This is a genomic window from Enterobacter vonholyi (assembly GCF_040834095.1).
In the GTDB taxonomy this organism is placed as follows: Bacteria; Pseudomonadota; Gammaproteobacteria; order Enterobacterales; family Enterobacteriaceae; genus Enterobacter; species Enterobacter vonholyi.
The window spans coordinates 3,444,562-3,463,597 of record NZ_CP162152.1 but is presented as its reverse complement, the minus strand read 5'-3'; the positions used below and the strand labels follow the sequence as shown (position 1 = coordinate 3,463,597).

The 19,036-nt window shown below is 57.2% G+C and carries 22 protein-coding genes; 12 read left to right on the top strand and 10 right to left on the bottom strand.

Going from position 1 to position 19,036, the window contains the following annotated elements:
• Positions 1-5: 5 nt before the first annotated feature.
• The 4 genes from nrdE to AB3N39_RS16210 form a co-directional block, all read right to left on the bottom strand.
• Positions 6-2,150: a class 1b ribonucleoside-diphosphate reductase subunit alpha gene (gene nrdE / locus AB3N39_RS16225; RefSeq protein ID WP_367896891.1), complete on the bottom strand. Its 2,145-nt coding sequence runs from the start codon at positions 2,148-2,150 to the stop codon at positions 6-8.
• Positions 2,123-2,533, bottom strand: coding sequence for a class Ib ribonucleoside-diphosphate reductase assembly flavoprotein NrdI (gene nrdI, locus AB3N39_RS16220; protein ID WP_143345432.1), 411 nt, complete (start codon positions 2,531-2,533; stop codon positions 2,123-2,125). Before nrdI ends, nrdE begins: the two co-directional genes overlap by 28 nt.
• A complete protein-coding gene (nrdH, locus tag AB3N39_RS16215) occupies positions 2,530-2,769 on the bottom strand; it encodes a glutaredoxin-like protein NrdH (protein ID WP_111965893.1) in 240 nt (79 codons plus the stop codon). The genes nrdI and nrdH overlap by 4 nt, the downstream gene beginning before the upstream one ends.
• A 252-nt stretch (positions 2,770-3,021) precedes the next feature.
• Entirely contained in the window at positions 3,022-3,348 is a 327-nt protein-coding gene (locus tag AB3N39_RS16210) for a DUF883 domain-containing protein (RefSeq protein ID WP_367896890.1), read from the bottom strand.
• Between the two features lie 160 nt (positions 3,349-3,508).
• On the opposite strand from AB3N39_RS16210, the gene AB3N39_RS16205 reads away from it, so the two are divergent.
• Positions 3,509-3,853: a DUF2002 family protein gene (locus AB3N39_RS16205; RefSeq protein ID WP_023308923.1), complete on the top strand. Its 345-nt coding sequence runs from the start codon at positions 3,509-3,511 to the stop codon at positions 3,851-3,853.
• Between the two features lie 32 nt (positions 3,854-3,885).
• Here the strand turns inward: AB3N39_RS16205 and alaE are convergent, their stop codons facing one another.
• Complete coding sequence (gene alaE, locus AB3N39_RS16200; RefSeq protein ID WP_367896889.1) at positions 3,886-4,335, bottom strand: L-alanine exporter AlaE; 450 nt, start codon at positions 4,333-4,335, stop codon at positions 3,886-3,888.
• Between the two features lie 495 nt (positions 4,336-4,830).
• Here alaE and stpA point away from each other — a divergent pair, with 495 nt between their 5' ends.
• On the top strand, positions 4,831-5,235 hold the full coding sequence (stpA, locus tag AB3N39_RS16195; RefSeq protein WP_111965892.1) for a DNA-binding protein StpA: 405 nt from the start codon (positions 4,831-4,833) through the stop codon (positions 5,233-5,235).
• 38 nt (positions 5,236-5,273) lie between these two features.
• Here stpA and AB3N39_RS16190 read toward each other — a convergent pair whose 3' ends face one another.
• The 3 genes from AB3N39_RS16190 to AB3N39_RS16180 form a co-directional block, all read right to left on the bottom strand.
• Positions 5,274-5,453 carry a hypothetical protein gene (locus AB3N39_RS16190; RefSeq protein WP_367896888.1) on the bottom strand — a complete coding sequence of 60 codons (180 nt, stop codon included), beginning with the start codon at positions 5,451-5,453 and terminating at the stop codon, positions 5,274-5,276.
• A 79-nt stretch (positions 5,454-5,532) separates the two neighbouring features.
• Positions 5,533-6,054, bottom strand: a complete 522-nt coding sequence (locus tag AB3N39_RS16185) for a rhodanese family protein (protein WP_143345431.1) — start codon at positions 6,052-6,054, stop codon at positions 5,533-5,535.
• 9 nt (positions 6,055-6,063) lie between these two features.
• Entirely contained in the window at positions 6,064-6,363 is a 300-nt protein-coding gene (locus tag AB3N39_RS16180) for a helix-turn-helix transcriptional regulator (protein ID WP_111965890.1), read from the bottom strand.
• A gap of 181 nt (positions 6,364-6,544) precedes the next feature.
• On the opposite strand from AB3N39_RS16180, the gene AB3N39_RS16175 reads away from it, so the two are divergent.
• Entirely contained in the window at positions 6,545-6,703 is a 159-nt protein-coding gene (locus AB3N39_RS16175; protein ID WP_115876117.1) for a YqaE/Pmp3 family membrane protein, read from the top strand.
• On the opposite strand, the gene AB3N39_RS16170 is transcribed toward AB3N39_RS16175, so the two are convergent.
• Positions 6,700-7,629: a LysR substrate-binding domain-containing protein gene (locus tag AB3N39_RS16170; RefSeq protein WP_367896887.1), complete on the bottom strand. Its 930-nt coding sequence runs from the start codon at positions 7,627-7,629 to the stop codon at positions 6,700-6,702. The two genes, AB3N39_RS16175 and AB3N39_RS16170, sit on opposite strands and share 4 nt — an antisense overlap.
• A gap of 320 nt (positions 7,630-7,949) precedes the next feature.
• Here AB3N39_RS16170 and AB3N39_RS16165 point away from each other — a divergent pair, with 320 nt between their 5' ends.
• The 6 genes from AB3N39_RS16165 to AB3N39_RS16140 all read left to right on the top strand — a co-directional run bounded on the left by AB3N39_RS16165 (position 7,950) and on the right by AB3N39_RS16140 (position 15,519).
• Entirely contained in the window at positions 7,950-8,555 is a 606-nt protein-coding gene (locus AB3N39_RS16165) for an ankyrin repeat domain-containing protein (protein WP_223580343.1), read from the top strand.
• Positions 8,556-8,663: 108 nt separating this feature from the next.
• On the top strand, positions 8,664-10,205 hold the full coding sequence (gene fdrA, locus AB3N39_RS16160; protein WP_288462867.1) for an acyl-CoA synthetase FdrA: 1,542 nt from the start codon (positions 8,664-8,666) through the stop codon (positions 10,203-10,205).
• Positions 10,205-11,620 (top strand): DUF1116 domain-containing protein, encoded by a 1,416-nt coding sequence (locus AB3N39_RS16155; RefSeq protein ID WP_172621921.1) that lies wholly within the window; start codon positions 10,205-10,207, stop codon positions 11,618-11,620. The genes fdrA and AB3N39_RS16155 overlap by 1 nt, the downstream gene beginning before the upstream one ends.
• Before the next feature lie 11 nt (positions 11,621-11,631).
• Positions 11,632-13,185, top strand: a complete 1,554-nt coding sequence (locus AB3N39_RS16150; protein WP_136195156.1) for a xanthine permease — start codon at positions 11,632-11,634, stop codon at positions 13,183-13,185.
• Positions 13,182-14,138 (top strand): carbamate kinase family protein, encoded by a 957-nt coding sequence (locus AB3N39_RS16145; protein WP_367896886.1) that lies wholly within the window; start codon positions 13,182-13,184, stop codon positions 14,136-14,138. The genes AB3N39_RS16150 and AB3N39_RS16145 overlap by 4 nt, the downstream gene beginning before the upstream one ends.
• Position 14,139: 1 nt before the next feature.
• Positions 14,140-15,519: an amidohydrolase family protein gene (locus AB3N39_RS16140; RefSeq protein ID WP_367896885.1), complete on the top strand. Its 1,380-nt coding sequence runs from the start codon at positions 14,140-14,142 to the stop codon at positions 15,517-15,519.
• A 116-nt stretch (positions 15,520-15,635) separates the two neighbouring features.
• Here AB3N39_RS16140 and AB3N39_RS16135 read toward each other — a convergent pair whose 3' ends face one another.
• Positions 15,636-16,238, bottom strand: coding sequence for a short chain dehydrogenase (locus AB3N39_RS16135; protein WP_248175150.1), 603 nt, complete (start codon positions 16,236-16,238; stop codon positions 15,636-15,638).
• A gap of 97 nt (positions 16,239-16,335) precedes the next feature.
• Between AB3N39_RS16135 and AB3N39_RS16130 the strand changes: the two genes are divergently transcribed.
• The 3 genes from AB3N39_RS16130 (at position 16,336) to AB3N39_RS16120 (ending at position 19,029) form a co-directional block, all read left to right on the top strand.
• Positions 16,336-17,223 carry a LysR family transcriptional regulator gene (locus AB3N39_RS16130; protein WP_367896884.1) on the top strand — a complete coding sequence of 296 codons (888 nt, stop codon included), beginning with the start codon at positions 16,336-16,338 and terminating at the stop codon, positions 17,221-17,223.
• Positions 17,224-17,243: 20 nt separating this feature from the next.
• The gene (locus AB3N39_RS16125) at positions 17,244-18,425 is read left to right on the top strand and encodes a PLP-dependent aminotransferase family protein (protein WP_367896883.1); all 1,182 of its coding nucleotides are present in this window, start codon (positions 17,244-17,246) and stop codon (positions 18,423-18,425) included.
• Positions 18,426-18,510: 85 nt separating this feature from the next.
• On the top strand, positions 18,511-19,029 hold the full coding sequence (locus tag AB3N39_RS16120) for a DUF6622 family protein (RefSeq protein WP_367896882.1): 519 nt from the start codon (positions 18,511-18,513) through the stop codon (positions 19,027-19,029).
• The last annotated feature ends 7 nt before the right edge of the window (positions 19,030-19,036 follow it).

The window sequence follows — 19,036 nt, the reverse complement described above, 5'->3', positions numbered from 1 at the left end:
TCTCCTTACAGCGCGCAGGACACGCAGCCTTCAATTTCGGTGCCTTCCAGCGCAAGCTGGCGCAGGCGAATGTAGTAAAGCGTCTTGATACCTTTCTTCCAGGCGTAGATCTGCGCCCTGTTGATATCCCGCGTGGTGGCGGTATCCGGGAAGAACAGCGTCAGCGAGAGCCCCTGATCCACGTGTTTTGTCGCCTCCGCGTAGGTATCGATGATTTTTTCCGGGCCGATCTCATACGCGTCCTGATAGAGCGCCAGGTTCTCATTGGTCATAAACGGGGCAGGGTAGTAAACGCGCCCGGTTTTGCCTTCTTTGCGAATCTCGATTTTCGACACGATCGGGTGAATGCTCGACGTGGCGTGATTGATATAGGAGATCGAACCGGTTGGCGGCACCGCCTGCAGGTTCTGGTTGTAGATGCCGTAGCGCATCACGTCATTCCGCAATTGCTGCCACATTTCGCGCGTCGGCAACTCGATTCCGGAGAGAGCAAACAGTTCGCGCACTTTTTCGGTTTTCGGCTGCCAGTCGCCTTCAAGATACTGGCTAAAATACTCCCCGCTGGCGTAGCGGGACTGCTCAAAGCCCGCGAACCGCTGGTTGCGCTCGCGGGCCAGCATCATCGAGGTGTGCAGCGCGTGCCAGGTGATGGTGTAAAAATAGAGGTTGGTGAAGTCCAGCCCTTCCGGACTGCCATAGGCGATGCCCTCCCGCGCCAGGTAGCCATGCAGGTTCATCTGCCCCAGCCCGATGGCGTGCGATGCGGCGTTGCCCGCCTTGATGGACGGCACGCTGCGGAGGTGGCTCATGTCCGACACCGCCGTCAGCCCGCGAATGGCGGTCTCCACCGTGCGGCCAAAGTCGGGAGAATCCATGGTGTGGGCGATATTCAGCGAGCCGAGGTTGCAGGAGATATCTTTGCCGATGTCAGCATAGTCGAGGTTTTCGTCGTAGGCCGATGCGCTGTTGACCTGCAAGATCTCCGAGCACAGGTTGCTCATGTTGATGCGCCCGGCAATCGGGTTCGCGCGGTTCACCGTATCTTCATACATGATGTACGGATAGCCGGACTCAAACTGGATCTCCGCAAGCGTCTGGAAGAAATCGCGGGCGTTGATATATTTTTTGCGAATGCGCTCGTCGGCTACCAGCTCGTCATACAGCTCGCTTATCGCCACGTCACCAAACGCTTTGCCGTAAATACGCTCAACGTCATACGGCGAGAAGAGCGCCATCCCGGCATTCTCTTTGGCCAGTTTAAAGGTGATATCCGGGATCACCACGCCCAGCGACAGGGTTTTGATGCGGATTTTTTCGTCGGCGTTTTCGCGTTTGGTATCGAGAAAACGCAGAATGTCCGGATGATGCGCGTGCAGGTAAACCGCTCCCGCACCCTGGCGCGCGCCAAGCTGGTTAGCATAAGAGAACGCATCCTCCAGCATCTTCATCACCGGGATCACGCCGGAAGACTGGTTTTCGATGCGCTTGATCGGCGCGCCCGCTTCACGCAGGTTAGAAAGCAGAAACGCCACGCCGCCGCCGCGTTTGGAAAGCTGCAGCGCCGAGTTCACCGCGCGGCCAATCGACTCCATGTTATCTTCGATACGCAGCAGGAAGCAGGAAACCAGCTCGCCGCGCTGGGCTTTACCGCAGTTGAGGAAGGTCGGCGTGGCTGGCTGGAAGCGGCCGGAGAGGATCTCGTCGGTGAGCTGTTGCGCCAGCGCTTCATCGCCCTGCGCCAGGGTCAGTGCGACCATCACCACGCGATCTTCAAAGCTCTCTAAGTAGCGTTTGCCGTCGAAAGTCTTCAGCGTATAGCTGGTGTAGTACTTCCACGCGCCGAGGAAAGTCTGGAAACGAAAACCGCTGGCGTGGGCGCGTTCAAACAGCTTCACCACAAAGGCACGGTCGTAGCGGGTGAGTACGCGCGCGTCGTAGTAACCCTCGTTAACCAGGTGGTCGAGACGTTCATTCTGGCTTGCAAAAGTCACGCTGTTGGGCCGCACGTGGGCGGCAAAAAAGGCGTCCACCGCCTCACGGTCTTTATCAAACTGAATGCGTCCCTCCCGGTCATAGAGGTTAAGCATCGCGTTTAATGCGTGGTAATCCGGCGTCGCCTGAATCACCCGTTCTGCGGTTGTCGTTGCCAAAATTCGTTCACTCCTTTACGCACGTTTTCGACGTCCTGCTGCGTCCCCATCAGCTCAAAGCGATAGAGATACGGCACGCCGCATTTTTGAGAGATGACATCCCCGGCGCGGCAAAAGGCATCGCCGAAATTGCGATTCCCCGCCGCGATCACGCCGCGGATTAGCCCGCGATTATGAGGATCGTTCAGAAAGCGGATCACCTGACGAGGTACCGCGCCCGCCGTACCGCCTCCGCCATAGCTGGGCACCACCAGAATGTACGGTTCCTCTACTCGGATCCGCTCCCGCTCGTTGAGCGGAATGCGCACCGCAGGCAGCCCGACGCGCTCAATAAAACGGAGCGTGTTTTCTGAGCTGCTGGAGAAGAACACCATTCTGCTCATGCCCGTGCGGCCTGCGAGGCGAGGCGGTTGATCATGTCCGGGCGAAAGCCTGACCAGCTGGTCTCCCCGGCTACCACCACCGGAAGCTGGCGGAAACCCTGCGCGCGAAGGGTGTCTGCGGCCTCGGGCTGCTGGTCAATATTCACCATTTCAAACGCCACGCCGCGGCTTTCCATCGCCCGTTTGGTCGCGTGGCACTGAACACAATCGTTACGAGTGTAAATAATAATGCTCATGATTCGTATTTCCATTTAAAATGAGAGAACGGCGCGAATCATCGCGTCAGGTTGTGTGTGTCTTGCTAAAAGGAATACTAGATGTAGTTGTCTTAATTTTCAACCATACAAGATATGGGAAATTCAGATTGGTGATGTCCCGATGATGAGCCCAGCGGGGCAGGGCAGGCTATACGGGTTTTACAGGCGAGAAGGCAAAGAAAAGCCCCGGCAGCTACTGACCACCGGGGCAGATAACGATGCGCGATCGGGTTATTTACGCAGGCTAAGCAGAGCGCCCACGAAGATACCGACTGCCGCTACCGTGCCGAGCGTACAGAGCGGTTTCTCGCGCACGAAGGTCGTTGCGCAGCTGACCGCATCGCAGGCAGCCTGTGTCGTACGCGTGCGGCCGTTTAAACGTGCGCGGGTTTCACGGAGCAGAGACTGAGCCTTACGCTTTGCGGCATCCGCTTCGTCCTTCGCGTCACTTCCCCAGGACTTCAGCACCTCTTCCAGCGTGTCCGCTAATTGGCTGACATCATTACGAATATCCTGAGCGTCGTCGTTAATATCGTTTCGGTTCGGTCTCTTAAACATACGATCCTCCGTAATTTTGTGTTCCCGTTCAGTTTAGTTCAGAAATTTAATATCTGAAGCGCATCACGCGTTATCCGGCAGTTTATGGACTATTCTGAAAGCCCTGCTATTGCTGAATACTGTAAGGTTGCCGGGCAGGAAAAGATAACGAGGAAAAGATATGTATTTACGACCTGACGAGGTGGCACGCGTTCTTGAAAAAGAGGGATTCACCATGGATGAGGTGACGCCAAAAGCGTATGGATATCGCCGCGGCGAGAATTATGTTTATGTTAATCGCGAAGCAAGAATGGGACGTACCGCTCTCATTATTCACCCGACGCTGAAAGACAGAAGCCTGTCATTTGCTGAGCCTGCCTCGGATATTAAAACCTGCGATCATTATCAGCAATTTCCGCTCTATTTAGGCGGTGAACGGCATGAGCATTATGGTATTCCGCACGGTTTCAGTTCACGTATGGCGCTGGAGCGATTTTTGAAGGGACTGTTTGGCGACGTACAGTAAATCCGCGACTGGCGTGCGCCAGTCGCTTCACATCACGCTTTTGCCTGGCTGTACTGGCTGACCTTAAACAGGCGGCGGCAGTAGTCGAGGAAATAGCCGTAAACGGCTCCCATCAGCATCGAAATGACAATATTCGAACTCACTGCCGCAGCGATCTGGTGCCAGTCTGCACCGACTGTCAGAAGAATGGCCACGTAAACCGGCGACTGGAACGTTATATACGCCAGGACGTCTGCCAGGTTTTTCACCCAGCCTGCAGGACTAATTTGACGTGCGAAACGCATTACCGCATCGCGGTATAATCCGTAAGGCCATGCAATAATAATATTGACCGGGATCGCCACCAGACGAGAAGAAAATGACTGCTCGAAGGACATTCCGGAGAGGAATATTTCAATCAGCATGTTCACGACGGAACAGTAAACAACCATCGCGAAGGTATCCGCCACCGCGTGGCGCAGGCGAGATTGCGGCGAGAACATGTCTGAACTCCTTGAGAAGAACACAAAAGAAACGATTTCCCTTCGGCGCATAGTGCTTTAGGTTGGTTTGTTTGACGTGTATAGCGTATATCTCTGAGTTTGAACTAACAACTAGTGATTAATTTTTATTTAATCGTCTTTTGTCCACAAAATTCTCTAAAATTGTTCGTTTTTTGCTCCGATCGTTATAATCTCTCTCGCTTGGCTTTTTTTATATCAAAATCAATATGTTGGTTTTTTTGATGGCGCAGGCGACGAATCCGCCTTCTGACAGCGGCGAAGTATGCTGCGATTTGGAGTAAAGTTGACCATTTATATTAATGCGGTGATTAGATTCCCCTGTTTCCTGGCAGCCCCGTGCGCTATTATTCGCAATGAGATTTTAATATATTTACACTGATGCCCATACGGACCCCTGGGTAGATATTTCAACTCAAATGAATTATTCTGTCGGCGCTTTATCTATTTACCCCAAAGAAAAGGTTTTCAAATAATATGTCTTTGACGTTACAGAATCTTAATAATATCCGAACCCTGCGCGCTATGGCGCGTGAATTATCCCTGGACGTTCTTGAGGAAATGCTGGAAAAGGTCAGGGTCGTTACTGAAGAGAAACGGAGTGAACTGACGGAATTAGAGCAGCAGCGCGCCGAGCAGCAGGAAAAAATTAATGCCCTGCTGGAACTGATGAAAGCCGATGGTATTTCACCGACCGATCTGCTGGGCTCTGAACTGGCGCTGGCGGGTAAGCAAACGAAAAAGCGTAAGCCGCGTGAAGCAAAATATCGCTTTATTGACCAGAACGGTGAAGAGAAAACGTGGACCGGTCAGGGCCGCACGCCGAAGCCTATCGCCAGCGCGCTGGAAAACGGTAAATCACTGGATGATTTTCTAATCTAATGCGTTGACCGGGCGGAACATGCCGCCCGGTTATCTGTTCAGCAGACGCCGAAATCACCTTCTTCGCTATACGGCGCCACATCGGCGGCTTTCAGCGTATATTTCTCACCTTGCTCATTGCTGGCCTGGACCGCCACAATGCTGTCACCGTTCACTTCGAGCACTTTCAGTTTCGGGCCGCCTTTACGCGGTTGCACATAATCATCGACAGAAAACATATTACCTCCTCATCGTTTTAGCGATCTTCACCTTAGCCCACGCATGACGCCGGGTACAGCGTATTTCACCGATTACTGCTTATGAGGTACGTCGGTTCCATGGCATCACCTTAAGCAGCCGCGCCATGCCGCAAAAGCCCGTCACACCCGCAAACAGCAGCCCGGCACCGACAAAGCCGCTGAGCAGGAAAAAGCCGCTGGAGACGCTATAGCCCAGAACCACGCCACAGAGTATCAACAGCCCGGCGGCAATTTGCACCTGACGCATCAGCGGCAGCGGCTGAGATTTGTCTTCGACAGTCGGCAGCCCGGCCTGCTTCCAGCCCTGAATGCCCCCTTCGACAACAAATGCCTGAGCGGGAACGGCAGACTGCGCCAGGCGATCGGCATTGCCTGAGGTACGGGCGCCGGACTGGCAGTGAAAAATCACCGTTTCGCCCGCCTGCGTTTTAAGTCCACCGGGTAAGGTACCCAGCGGCACGGACCGCGCGGCGGGAATATGCTCGCGGGCGTACTCATCGGCATCACGAATATCAATCAGTTTTGCGCCTTCAGCGATGCGGGCACTGGCCTCGCGCGGCGAAATACGGGGAAGTGACATAGCGGCTCCTTACGGGCAATAAAGCTTTTTCAGGGTGCTGATGAGCTGATGCACCGCATCTTTTTTAATGAAATAGAGAATGCGCTGCGCGTCGCGGGTGCTGTCGATCAGACCTTCCTCACGCATGCGCGCCAGATGCTGCGACGTGGCGGAAGGACTAAGCCCCGTGGCTCGCGCCAGTTCTCCCGCGCTGGTGCCGGGCGCTCCGCACAGGGTGCAGAGGATCAGCAGCCGACGCGGGTTGCTCATCGCTTTTAAAAGTGTGGCGGCCTGCTCGGCGCTGGCCTGAAGCTGTTCGAGTTCAGTCATATTAGTTTAGGCTTTTCTTAATTAAGATAATGCTAAACTAATCCGATATATTAAACCAGCGTCACAAGCGTAAAAGAGGGTAAACGCGGGGCAGAAAACTGGCGCAGACAGGTAAGCTGGCTATGCTTACAAAGAGTTCTCTTTATTATTTTCAATGGATTAGCTTGCACGGAGTTTTGATATGGGTTTTTGGCGTATTGTTTTTACTATCCTGTTGCCGCCGCTGGGCGTGCTGTTAGGCAAAGGATTTGGCTGGGCGTTTATTATCAACATTATTCTGACGCTGCTGGGCTACATCCCGGGTCTTATCCACGCCTTCTGGATTCAGAGTAAGAACTAAGTACGCCAGAGTAAGTCGCTGTAGATCCCGGTCAGCACGCCCTGGGGGCCAAACTGCTGTTTGATCCAGCGCGTGACCTGACCGGTTGCGGCATGCTGCGTGGCGAGGAGCATGCGCGAATCCTGACGCGGGTTATTGATACGCCGCGTCACCAGCAGCCCGTCTTCCACCGCTTCCCGCGCCATATACTCCGGTAAAAAACCTATCCCTTCTCCCAGGATCTGACACTGACACTTGGTGTTAAAGTCCGGCACCAGAATCGCCTCCTGCCCGTGCAGCAGCCAGCCGACCTTTTTGTTAATGGTGTGCGCGGTATCTTCCACCATGATGTTGGGATAAAGGCGCAGCTGGCTTTCCGCTATCGGTTCCGGAACGAACGCCAGCGGGTGCTCCGGCGCGATGGCAAACACCCAGCGAATGGCGCCGATTTCGGTGTAGTCAATTCCGCCGCCATCGAGCAGCGTGTCCGGCGCGCCAATCGCGATGTTGGCCTGGTTGTTGATAATGGAGTCCCAGACGCCGTTGTAGACCTCGGTGGTGACGGTGATCTGACAGGTGGGGAACTGCTTTTTCAGCACCTGTAGCAGCCGCGCGGTATGGCGCGGCGTATACAACAGCTGGTTGATACAGATGCGTACACGCGCCTCGATGCCCTGTGAAATGGTATCAATCCCGCGCTTTATGGCGTGAAAGTCGTTAAGCAGGTCGGTGGCTTTGCGGTAAAAGTAAAAGCCGGATTCGGTCAGCTCAATGCTGCGCGTGCTGCGGACGAACAGCACCACGTCCAGCCCGGTCTCCATGCGCTTAATGGTGTAACTGATGGCGGAGGTCGTTACACCCAGTTCGGCGGCGGCTTTGCTGAAGCTGCCGAAGCGTGCGGCGGTGGTAAAGGCCAGCAGGTTCTCCTCGGTAAAGATGGAATTCATATCTCACTCCCTTCAGCCATCAGTTTTGAACATATTTTAACAGCGTCGTTACAACGCATTTGAAGCCGATCACAGTTCTGGCTATTTCATTAATGCCACGCCATACAAGGCTTTTTCAGATATAAGCATAATGTGGCCAGAAACGATAAAAAGCGGAGAAACATAAGAAAAAGGTTGCACAGACGCACGTTTTGACCGGTTTGTTGAATTTACCTCAACAATGAATTGTCTGTCGATGAATCATTTTTAAGCGGATTCTTTTATGACCAGGCTGTTGCTATTCTCAGGTCAACAGAAATAAAAACATCGGGAGTCTGAATATGTCTGCAACTGAACTGGTTACGGAATTTTTGCTGGCGGCAGAAGAGGGCAATAGCGATGCGCTAAAAGCCTGTCTGGAGAAGGGCGTGGATATTAACGCCACGAACCGCCAGAAAAGAACCGCCGTTATTATTGCCAGCCTGAAAAAACATTATGCCTGCGTGGAGTTCTTAATTGCCGCCGGGGCGGATATTGATAAACAGGATCAGACCTGCTTTAACCCCTTCCTGATTAGCTGCCTGACGAACGATTTAACTCTCCTGCGGCTGGTATTACCCGCGAACCCGGATCTCGACCGCCTGACGCGCTTCGGCGGCGTAGGCATTACGCCAGCCAGTGAAAAAGGGCACGTGGAGATCGTCCGCGAGCTGCTTGAAAAAACCGATATCAACGTTAACCACACCAATTTTGTCGGCTGGACGCCGCTGCTGGAAGCCATCGTACTCAACGACGGCGGCACAAAGCAGCAGGAGATCGTGAAGCTGCTGCTGGAGCACGGCGCGAACCCGCATATGACCGACAAATACGGAAAAACCCCGCTCGAACTGGCGCGGGAGAAAGGCTTCACCGAGATTGCAGACCTGCTGCTGGCGGCGGGCGCATAAGACGGTCGGTCAGCCCGTTCCGGCTGGCCGCTAATTAAATAAAACATTTTTACCGACGTGCATTTTGCACGACGGCGGCCCCCTTTTATCCGCGAACAGGTGCAAATAATGCCAACGAAAATCGTGATTAAAAAGAACACCTATTTTGACTCCGTATCGTTAATGTCCGTTTCCACTAAAGCCAATAAATTGCCGGGCGTCGAACAGGCCTTTGTCGCCATGGCAACGGAAATGAATAAGGGCGTTTTAAAAAACCTCGGGCTTTTAACGCCGGAATTAAATGAGGCGAAAAACGGTGACCTGATAATCGTCATTAAAGGCGACGCGGCGAATGAAGAAACGCTGGCCGCTATTGAAGCGCTGTTCACGCGTAAAGAGAGCGCGGGCTCCCATGAAGCGCGCTACGCGACGATTGCCAGCGCCAAAACCCATCGCCCGGACAGCAACCTCGCGGTCATTTCCGTCAACGGTACCTTCGCCGCCCGCGAAGCGCGTCAGGCGCTGGAAAACGATCTCAACGTGATGCTGTTTTCCGATAACGTGTCGCTTGACGACGAGCTGGCGCTGAAGCAGCTCGCGCACCGGAAAGGACTGCTGATGATGGGGCCGGACTGTGGCACTGCCATCATCAACGGCGCGGGACTGTGCTTCGCCAACGCGGTGCGTCGCGGACCGATTGGTATCGTCGGCGCATCCGGCACCGGCAGCCAGGAGCTAAGCGTGCGCATCCATGAATTCGGCGGCGGCGTGTCGCAGCTGATTGGCACCGGCGGGCGCGATCTCAGCGAGAAGATCGGCGGCCTGATGATGCTCGACGCCATCGACATGCTGGAAGCCGACGAGGGCACAGAGGTGATTGCGCTGATCTCCAAGCCGCCCGCGCCAGCGGTGGCGGAGAAAGTGCTGGCCCGCGCGCGCGCCTGTCGTAAGCCCGTGATCGCGTGCTTCCTCGGTCGCAATGAACCGCCCGCCGATGAGGACGGACTGCAGTTCGCGCGCGGCACCAAAGAGGCGGCGCTGAAGGCCGTCCTGCTCACCGGCATCAAAAAAGAGTCCCTCGATCTGCACCCGCTCAACTGGCCATTAATTGAAGAGGTGCGCGCTCGCCTGACCCCGCAGCAGAAGTACATTCGCGGCCTGTTCTGCGGCGGCACCCTGTGCGACGAGGCGATGTTTGCCGCGCTTGCGAAATTCGACGACGTTTACAGCAACATCCAGCCGGATCCGGCTAAGCGCCTGAGCGACATCAGCGTCAGTAAAGCCCACACTTTCCTCGATTTTGGCGATGACGATTTCACCAACGGCAAGCCGCACCCGATGATTGACCCGACCAACCGCATCAGCCGCCTGCTGCAGGAGGCTCGCGACCCGGAAGTCGGGGTGATTGTGATGGACTTTGTGCTCGGCTTCGGCGCCCACGAGGATCCGGTCGGCGTGATGATCGACGCCATTAAAGAAGCACAGGCCATCGCGAAGGCCGATAACCGTCCGCTGGAGATCCTCGGCTACGTGCTCGGCACCGACCAGGATCCGCAGTCGCTGGCGCAGCAGTGTCAGCTGCTGACCGACGCCGGCGTCATCTGGGCCAGCAGCAGCACCAATACCGGATTACTGGCACGCGAATTTGTCTGCAAAGGGGAGAACGCATAATGACCACCTTATTTAACCAGCCGCTGAGCGTCATTAACGTGGGTCTCGCGATGTTCAGCGACGATCTTAAAAAGCAGCACGTTCCCGTGACCCAGCTCGACTGGACGCCGCCGGGGCAGGGCAATATGCAGGTCGTTGAAGCGCTCGACCAGCTGGCGGAAAAACCGCTGGCGGAGAAAATCGCCGCCGCCAACCAAATCGCCCTTGAGCGCATTATTCAGTCTCATCCGGTACTGGTGGGCTATGACCAGGCGATTAACGTTGTGCCGGGGATGACCCGCACCACCATTCTGCACGCCGGTCCGCCTGTCTCCTGGGAAAACATGTGCGGCGCGATGAAGGGCGCGGTCACCGGGGCGCTGGTGTTTGAAGGGCTGGCGAAAGATCTGGACGACGCGGCGCGACTTGCCGCCTCCGGGAAGATCGCCTTCTCGCCGTGCCACGAGCACGACTGCGTGGGCTCCATGGCGGGCGTCACCTCCGCGTCGATGTTTATGCACATCGTTGAAAACAAAACCTACGGCAACCGCGCGTTCACCAACCTTAGCGAGCAGATGGCGAAGATCCTGCGCATGGGGGCCAACGACCAGAGCGTCATTGACCGACTGAACTGGATGCGCGACGTGCTCGGCCCGATGCTGCGCGACGCGATGAAGATTATCGGCGAAATCGACCTGCGCCTGATGCTGGCCCAGGCGCTGCACATGGGCGACGAGTGCCACAACCGCAATAACGCGGGCACCACGCTGCTGATCCAGGCGCTGACGCCGGGGCTAATTCAGGCGGGCTATCCGGTGGAGCAGCAGCGCGAGGTGTTCGAGTTTGTTGCCAGCAGCGACTACTTCTCCGGCCCGACGTGGATGGCGATGTGTAAAGCCGCGCTGGACGCCGCCCACGGCATTGAATACAGCACCGTGGTTACCACCATGGCGCGCAACGGCTACGAATTCGGCCTGCGCGTTTCGGGGCTTCCGGGGCAGTGGTTCACCGGCCCGGCGCAGCAGGTGATCGGCCCGATGTTCGCGGGCTATAAGCCGGAAGACTCCGGGCTGGACATCGGCGACAGCGCCATTACCGAAACCTACGGCATCGGCGGCTTTGCGATGGCGACGGCCCCGGCGATTGTCGCCCTGGTGGGCGGGACGGTGGAGGAAGCCATCGACTTCTCCCGCCAGATGCGCGAAATCACCCTCGGCGAAAATCCGAACGTCACCATTCCACTGCTCTCGTTTATGGGCATTCCGACCGCCATCGACATCACGAAGGTCGCTGGCAGCGGCATTCTGCCGGTCATCAATACCGCCATTGCGCACAAAGACGCGGGCATCGGCATGATTGGGGCGGGCATCGTTCACCCGCCGTTTAGCTGTTTTGAAAAGGCGCTGTTGACCTTCCGCGATCGCTACTTTTTATAAGGCATGCATCCATGAAAAATATGAAGCTGGAGTGGAAAAGAGGTGACTGGGCGGCTTATTTCGGGTTGATGACCAACAACCTGACCAATTTGCTGACCATGATGGGGTTGCTCATTTTTGTCGTCGGCATCCCGAAGGAGATTGTTTATGGACGCATCGCGCCGGCCTTCGGGCTGGCGGTGCTGGCCGCGAGTATCTGCTACGCGTGGTTCGGCATGCAGATGGCGCGCCAGACCGGGCGCACGGACGTCACCGCGCTGCCGTCCGGCCCCAGCGCGCCGTCAATTTTTACCGTGACCTTCCTGGTGCTGATGCCGGTGTATCAGCAAACGGGCGATGCGGAGTTCGCTATTCAGATTGGCCTGGTCTGGTGCTTCGTTGAGGCGATGATTCTTGCGGGCGGTTCATTCCTGGGCGAAACCATCCGCAAGATGATCCCGCGCACCGTGCTGCTGTCATGCCTGTCCGGTTTAGGCCTGCTGCTGCTGGCGATGAACCCGATGCTGCAGGCGTTTGAAGCGCCGACCGTATCGTTCATCGTCCTGCTGCTGATCTTCATCAACTGGTTCGGCAAAAAGCCGATTTTCGCCAGAATTCCTACCGGCCTGCTGTTGCTGATAGCCGGTACCGCACTGGCGTGGATCTCCGGCCTGCAGAGCCCGGAAGCGATTAAAGCGTCCATGTCATCCTTCGGCTTTAACCCGCCGCAGGTGCATGTGGAGGGCTTCCTGCAGGGCCTGCCGCACGCGCTGCCGTATCTTGCCTCTGCCGTACCGCTGGGGCTGGCGAACTACATCTTTGACCTGGAGAACATCGAAAGCGCCCACGCGGCGGGGGATGAATACCCGACGCGTAAAGTCATGCTGGCGAACGGTCTGGCCTCCATGCTCGGCTGCCTGATGGGGAACCCATTCCCGGTGACGGTTTACGTCGGCCATCCCGGCTGGAAAGCGATGGGGGCCAGCATCGGCTACACGCTGGCCTCCGGCGTGACCATGTTCATCGTGCCGCTGTTCGGGCTGGGGGCATTTATGCTCGCCATCATTCCGATGACCGCCATCGTGCCGATTCTGGTGTTTATCGGCGTGGTCACCGCCAACCAGGTGGTGAGGGAAACGCCGAAGGTGGAAGTGCCGGTGATCTTCATCTGCCTGTTCCCGTGGATCGCCAACTGGGCGCTGACCATGATGAACAGCGTGATGGGAGCGGCGGGCACGAATGCCGCCAAAATCGGTACCGACGTGCTGCACAGCAAAGGGATCTACTACGAAGGATTAGTCCATCTGGGGAACGGGGCACCGCTCGCCAGCATGCTGTGGGGCTGTATCGCCATTTTTGCCATCATCAACAAACCGCTGCGCGGTGCCGTGGCTGCGGCGGGCGGGGCACTGCTGGCGCTGTTCGGGGTGATCCACGCCCCGGTGGTGGGCTTTGCCGAAGGCAGTTCGCTGATGTTCGTCACCGCGTATCTGATGATGGGCGGCATGTTTGTGGTGAAGCATGTGCTGGATAGCCGTGAAGCGGCGAGCGCTGCGTCGGGTACTGTTGCGAAGGAACACGTATGAAAGAGCTTATGGTCGTTGCCATCGGCGGCAACAGCATTATCAAAGACAACGCCAGCCAGTCGGTTGAACATCAGGCGCAGGCGGTGAAAGCGGTGGCAGAGTCGGTGCTGGAAATGCTGGCCTCCGACTATGACATCGTGCTCACCCACGGCAACGGCCCTCAGGTGGGGCTGGATCTGCGCCGTGCCGAAATCGCCCACGAGCGGGAAGGGCTCCCGCTGACCCCGCTGGCAAACTGCGTGGCGGACACCCAGGGCGGCATTGGCTACCTGATCCAGCAGGCGCTGAACAACCGCCTGGCCGCACGCGGGGAGCAAAAAGCGGTCACGGTCGTCACGCAGGTGGAAGTGGATAAAAACGATCCTGGTTTTACGCACCCGACGAAACCGATCGGCGCGTTCTTCAGCGAGGCGCAGCGCGACGAGCTGCAGCGCGCGCACCCGGACTGGCACTTTGTTGAGGACTCGGGCCGGGGATATCGTCGCGTGGTGGCCTCTCCGCAGCCGCTGCGCATTGTCGAGGCCGATGCGATCAAGACCCTGACGCAAAAAGGCTTCGTGGTGATCGGCGCGGGCGGCGGCGGTATTCCCGTGGTGCGCTCGGCGCAGGGCGATTACCAGAGCGTCGACGCGGTGATTGATAAAGATCTCTCCACCGCGCTGCTGGCGCGCGAGATCGGCGCCGACGTGCTGGTGATTACCACCGGCGTGGAAAAGGTGTGTGTCAACTTCGGTAAGCCAAATCAACAGGCGCTGGAGACCGTCGACGTAGCGGAGATGACGCACTACATGGAAGAAGGTCATTTCCCGGCGGGCAGCATGCTGCCCAAAATCGTCGCCTCGCTGGCGTTTTTACATCACGGCGGCAAGCGCGTGATCATCACCTCGCCGGACTGCCTGCCCGCCGCGCTGCGCGGAGAAACCGGTACCCATATTGTGAATGAAGGAAGATAAGATGAGTGAAAATAAAAGCCGCCGTGAATTCATCAGCCAGAGCGGCAAAATGGTGACCGCCTGCGCGCTGTTTGGCGCGACCGGATCCGTCGCGTATGCTGCTGACTCCGCAAAGCCACTCTGCGAGACCGGTAAGCCTGTGAATATCACCGCGAAACATTACTATCTGGACAACGTGTTGCTCGAAGCCGGGTTTAATTTTGACGGCAACGTGGCGACGAGCACCCGCACCGAGCTGAAGACGCTGGAGATTCAAGACGGGAAGATCGTCGGCCTGCGCGATAACAAGCGCCACGCCGACGCCACGCTGCCGCACTACGACGCGGGCAACAAGCTGATGCTCCCGGCAATGCGCGACATGCACATTCACCTGGATAAAACCTTTTACGGCGGCCCGTGGCGTTCCCTCAACCGCCCGGCAGGTACCACCATTCAGGATATGATCCGCCTGGAACAGAAGCTGCTGCCGGAGCTTCAGCCCTTCACCCAGGAGCGTGCGGAAAAGCTGATCGATCTGATCCAGTCGAAAGGCTCCACCATAGCCCGCAGCCACTGCAATATCGAGCCGACCTCCGGCCTGAAGAATCTTGAAAACCTGCAGGCGGTTTTATCGCGCCGTAAGCCCGGCTTTGACTGTGAAATCGTCGCCTTCCCGCAGCACGGGCTGCTGCTGTCCCATTCCGAAAAGCTGATGCGTGAGGCTATGCAGGCCGGGGCGCACTACGTGGGCGGGCTGGACCCGACCAACGTCGACGGCGCGATGGAGAAATCTCTCGACCTGATGTTCCAGATTGCGCTGGACTACGACAAAGGAGTGGATATTCACCTGCACGAGACCAGCCCGGCGGGGGTGGCGGCGGTGAACTACATGGTCGAAACCGTGGAGAAAACGCCGGAGCTGAAGGGGAAGCTGACCATCAGCCACGCCTTTGCGCTGGCGACGCTTAACGAAAAGCAGGTGGATGAGATCGCCACCCGCATGGCGGCGCAGCAGGTGACCATCGCCTCCACCGTGCCGATTGGCACCCTGCATATGCCGCTGAAGCAGCTGCGGGACAAGGGCGTGTTTGTGATGACGGGAACCGACAGCGTGATCGACCACTGGTCGCCGTACGGTCTGGGGGACATGCTGGAAAAAGCGAATCTCTACGCCCAGCTCTACATCCGCCCGAACGAGCAGACGCTCTCCCGCGCATTAGGTATCGCGACCGGCGACGTGCTGCCCCTGAACGACAAAGGCGATCGCGTATGGCCGAAAGCGCAGGATGACGCCAGCTTTGTGCTGGTGGACGCCTCCTGTTCCGCCGAAGCCGTGGCGCGCATCTCTCCGCGTACCGCAACGTTCCACAAGGGCAACCTCGTCTGGGGCGTTGTGGGTTGATGTGCATTTCTCCCTCTCCCTGTGGGAGAGGGGGGATGGCATCAGGCCGCACTTCTGAAGGCCGGGTAAGCGCAGCTTCCACGCCCGATGCTGGTGCCGATCGCCGCGCGCACGGCTCAGTAGCCGACCTTGTATACCCGCCCGCTCTGCACGCCTTCCACGCTGCGGCGGTAGGCCTGGGCCACCGTCGCGGCAGGCACGCTTTCGAAGCCCGGGAAGAAGCCATCGTACGTTTCGACGGATTCGGTGAGCACCGTTGGGCTAATCAGATTGATGCGGATCCCGCGCGGCAATTCGCAGGCTGCGGCGCTAACAAACCCTTCCAGCGCCGCATTCACCGTGGTGGCATTTACGCCCTGCGCAATCGGCTCGTGTGCGACGATCCCGCTTATCAACGTAATCGAGCCGCCTTCGTTCAGGTAGTGCTGGCCGGTCAGCGCCAGGCGCACCTGTCCCAGCAGCTTATCCTGTAGCCCCTGGTTAAAGTCGCTATCTTTCATGGTCGCGAGCGGGCCAAAGTAGAGGCCACCGCTGGCGGACACAATGGCGTCCACCGGACCGATTTTCTCGAACAGCGCCTGAACGCTCGCCTGCGAGGTGATATCCACCTGCTCGTCGCCCTGCGTGCGGCCGACGCGGATGACCTCGTGGCGACGACTCAGCTCTTCCGTTACCGCACGACCGACCGTACCGCTGGCACCAATAATGACGATTTTCATAGCCGACTCCTTATGTTGTGAGCCTTCATTCTTTAATAAATTAAAATACGAATAAACTAGGCTAAAGTTAGAAGATTGCTAACCAGAGGTTTGGAATATGGATAAGCTTCGCAGCATGGAGACCTTTATTGCGGTGGTTGAAAGCGGCAGCTTCACCGTTGCGGCAGCACGGCTCGAGATGTCGGCGGTGATGGTGGGGAAGTACGTTGCGCTGCTGGAATCCCAGCTTGGCACCCGCCTGCTGGAGCGTAACACGCGCCGTCAGAGCCTGACGGATGCCGGACGGGTCTATTTCGACGAGGCGAAGCGGGTGCTGGAGCAGGTCGCGATCGCCGAAAGCGCCGTGGAACGCCTGCGCGCCGCACCGTCCGGGACCCTGCGCGTGACGGCGCCCACCTCGTTTGGCGGCAGCGCGATCGCGCCGCTTACGGCCTCTTTTTTACAATGCTACCCGGAAGTGCGCATCGAGCTGGATCTCACCAACCGGATGGTGGATCTGGTGGAGGAGGGTATCGATCTGGCCATTCGTATTGGCGACATTCACAACGACGATCTGGTAGCGAAATACCTCTGCCCTTACCGGATGGTTATCTGCGCCGCGCCGGACTACCTGGCACGCTACGGTACGCCGCAAACCCCTGCCGATCTGGTGGATCATCTCTGCCTGTCCCACAGCGTGTGGACCGCGCGCAACGAGTGGCGGCTGCCGGGCGTCGAGGGCGAGGTGCGCTGGAAGCGGGATGCGGTCTTAAAATGTAATGACGGCTACGGGCTCCGGATGGCCGCGAGAGCCGGAGCGGGACTGCTGCTGCAGCCGGAGGTGCTGGTGGCGGAAGATCTGGAAAGCGGCAGGCTGGTGCGGGTGCTGGAAGAGTATATTCCGGCGCCGAGACCCGTGCATTTATTGTGGCGTCAGGATTTACGTCAACTGCCTAAGCTTACGGAATTTATCGCCCATATTCTGCTAAGATTGGGCACACTATAAAAAAAGAAGGTAAGCAAAGAATGTCTGTGAGTAAACTCGCCAGCAGCGCGCAGGGCCTGCAATCATCTGCCATCCGTGAATTATTAAAACATAGCAAAATGGCCGGCGTCATTTCGCTCGGTGGGGGGATTCCGAATCCGGCCTTGTTCGATCACGAAGGCCTGAAAATTGCCGCTGATGCCGTGTTATCTCAGCATTTTGGCGAGGCATTTCAGTACGGCCTGACCGAAGGCGTGCCGGGACTGCGGGAAGAGATTCAGCGTATTTGCGAGGGGCGAGGCATTCGCTGTAAGGCGGATGACGTGGTCGTGACCTCTGGTTCACAGCAGTCCCTCGACGTGCTGGCGCGTGCTTTGATTAACCCGGGCGATATTGTCGTCGTCGAGCGTCCAACCTATCTTGCTGCGCTGCAGGTATTCGGCCTGGCGCAGGCGAATTTTGAATCCGTCGGCACCGACGGTGACGGCATGAAGGTCGACGAGCTCGAAGTGCTGGTGGCAAATAAAACTATCAAAGCGGTCTATATTGTCCCGACGTTTGGCAACCCGGGCGGCGTGACGCTTTCTGAGGCGCGTCGTAAACAGCTGGTGGAACTCTCGAAGCGCTATGACTTCGTGATCATCGAAGACGATCCGTATAGCGAAATTAACTATACCGATGAAGTCTTCCGCCCGTTAATTGCTCATGCCAAAGATATCGGCAACGAAGAGAACGTGGTGTATACCTCTACCTTCTCTAAAATCCTCGCGCCGGGCACTCGCGTGGGCTGGGTGGTGGTACCGGAATGGCTGAAGCGCGCGGTGGTGAACCTTAAGCAAACCACCGATCTGCACACCAGCACGCTGTCGCAGCTGATGACGTATAAGTACCTGAAAACCGGTCGTCTGCCCGCTCAGATTAAAACGATCCGCGAAGCCTATCGCCAGAAATACCAGACGTTCGCAACCGAGCTGGAGGCCGAGCTTGGCGACGTGATGTCTTTCCACAAGCCGAAGGGCGGCATGTTCCTGTGGGCGAATATGAAAAATGGTAGTAATACCACCCGCTGGCTGGAAAAAACGTTAAGTAACGGCGTAGTATTTGTGCCGGGCGAATTTTTCTACTGCAATGAGCCAGACCATTCAACGCTGCGCATGTCATTCGTCACCCCAACGGATGAAGAGCTGAAGGAAGCGGTTCAACGCCTGAAAAAATCGCTGTAAAAGACCTGCGCATAACGGTGGTTTTGCCGTTATGCGCAATACGCGTTCAGGGCGGCACGGGCCGCAATCGTCCATGGAGAACTCCATGTTTGAATTTCTGATCGGTGTTGTGACGCACACGCCCGTCTGGGTGTGGGTGCTGTTTATCTTCCTCATCTCTCCCGGCATTAAAGCCCGCAGGCCTGCCACCGTTTCGCTGGAGAGGCTTGCCATCATTCCGGCAATATTTCTAATCTGGGATATCTACGATCTGGTGGTTTACCGCACGTTAACCCCCGGGACAGTCGCATTGTGGACGGCGGGGATCCTCGCCGGGGCCGCGCTGGGGTATGTTCTGATTAAGCAGGCGGTTATCACCCGCGCAGAGGCGCCGAGAAGTATTTACCGCCAGGCGGACTACACCGCGCTGCCGTTTATGATGCTGGCGTTCGGGGTAAAGTATGTGCTGGGCGTGATGAGCGCAGTCTCTCCCCAGACGATGCAGCAGCCTGCCATGAGCGCGCTGGCGATCGTCTCCGGCGGCGTGTTTGCCGGTGTGTTTATTGGGAAATTTGCGCGTTATATTGGCGTGTATAACAGCGCCGCACCTCGCCCGGCGGAGTAAGATCTCC

Excerpts from the sequence above, each read along its gene's own strand:
- nrdH (WP_111965893.1), bottom strand. The coding sequence starts at position 2,769 with ATGAGCATTATTATTTACACTCGTAACGATTGTGTTCAGTGCCACGCG.
- AB3N39_RS16165 (WP_223580343.1), top strand. The coding sequence starts at position 7,950 with ATGTCTGCAACTGAACTGGTTACGGAATTTTTGCTGGCGGCAGAAGAG.
- AB3N39_RS16135 (WP_248175150.1), bottom strand. The coding sequence starts at position 16,238 with ATGAAAATCGTCATTATTGGTGCCAGCGGTACGGTCGGTCGTGCGGTA.
- AB3N39_RS16175 (WP_115876117.1), top strand. The coding sequence starts at position 6,545 with ATGGGTTTTTGGCGTATTGTTTTTACTATCCTGTTGCCGCCGCTGGGC.
- AB3N39_RS16210 (WP_367896890.1), bottom strand. The coding sequence starts at position 3,348 with ATGTTTAAGAGACCGAACCGAAACGATATTAACGACGACGCTCAGGAT.
- stpA (WP_111965892.1), top strand. The coding sequence starts at position 4,831 with ATGTCTTTGACGTTACAGAATCTTAATAATATCCGAACCCTGCGCGCT.
- AB3N39_RS16150 (WP_136195156.1), top strand. The coding sequence starts at position 11,632 with ATGAAAAATATGAAGCTGGAGTGGAAAAGAGGTGACTGGGCGGCTTAT.
- AB3N39_RS16170 (WP_367896887.1), bottom strand. The coding sequence starts at position 7,629 with ATGAATTCCATCTTTACCGAGGAGAACCTGCTGGCCTTTACCACCGCC.
- AB3N39_RS16205 (WP_023308923.1), top strand. The coding sequence starts at position 3,509 with ATGTATTTACGACCTGACGAGGTGGCACGCGTTCTTGAAAAAGAGGGA.
- AB3N39_RS16145 (WP_367896886.1), top strand. The coding sequence starts at position 13,182 with ATGAAAGAGCTTATGGTCGTTGCCATCGGCGGCAACAGCATTATCAAA.
- AB3N39_RS16120 (WP_367896882.1), top strand. The coding sequence starts at position 18,511 with ATGTTTGAATTTCTGATCGGTGTTGTGACGCACACGCCCGTCTGGGTG.
- AB3N39_RS16140 (WP_367896885.1), top strand. The coding sequence starts at position 14,140 with ATGAGTGAAAATAAAAGCCGCCGTGAATTCATCAGCCAGAGCGGCAAA.
- fdrA (WP_288462867.1), top strand. The coding sequence starts at position 8,664 with ATGCCAACGAAAATCGTGATTAAAAAGAACACCTATTTTGACTCCGTA.
- nrdI (WP_143345432.1), bottom strand. The coding sequence starts at position 2,533 with ATGAGCAGAATGGTGTTCTTCTCCAGCAGCTCAGAAAACACGCTCCGT.
- AB3N39_RS16185 (WP_143345431.1), bottom strand. The coding sequence starts at position 6,054 with ATGTCACTTCCCCGTATTTCGCCGCGCGAGGCCAGTGCCCGCATCGCT.
- AB3N39_RS16190 (WP_367896888.1), bottom strand. The coding sequence starts at position 5,453 with ATGTTTTCTGTCGATGATTATGTGCAACCGCGTAAAGGCGGCCCGAAA.
- AB3N39_RS16125 (WP_367896883.1), top strand. The coding sequence starts at position 17,244 with ATGTCTGTGAGTAAACTCGCCAGCAGCGCGCAGGGCCTGCAATCATCT.
- AB3N39_RS16130 (WP_367896884.1), top strand. The coding sequence starts at position 16,336 with ATGGATAAGCTTCGCAGCATGGAGACCTTTATTGCGGTGGTTGAAAGC.
- AB3N39_RS16155 (WP_172621921.1), top strand. The coding sequence starts at position 10,205 with ATGACCACCTTATTTAACCAGCCGCTGAGCGTCATTAACGTGGGTCTC.
- AB3N39_RS16180 (WP_111965890.1), bottom strand. The coding sequence starts at position 6,363 with ATGACTGAACTCGAACAGCTTCAGGCCAGCGCCGAGCAGGCCGCCACA.
- alaE (WP_367896889.1), bottom strand. The coding sequence starts at position 4,335 with ATGTTCTCGCCGCAATCTCGCCTGCGCCACGCGGTGGCGGATACCTTC.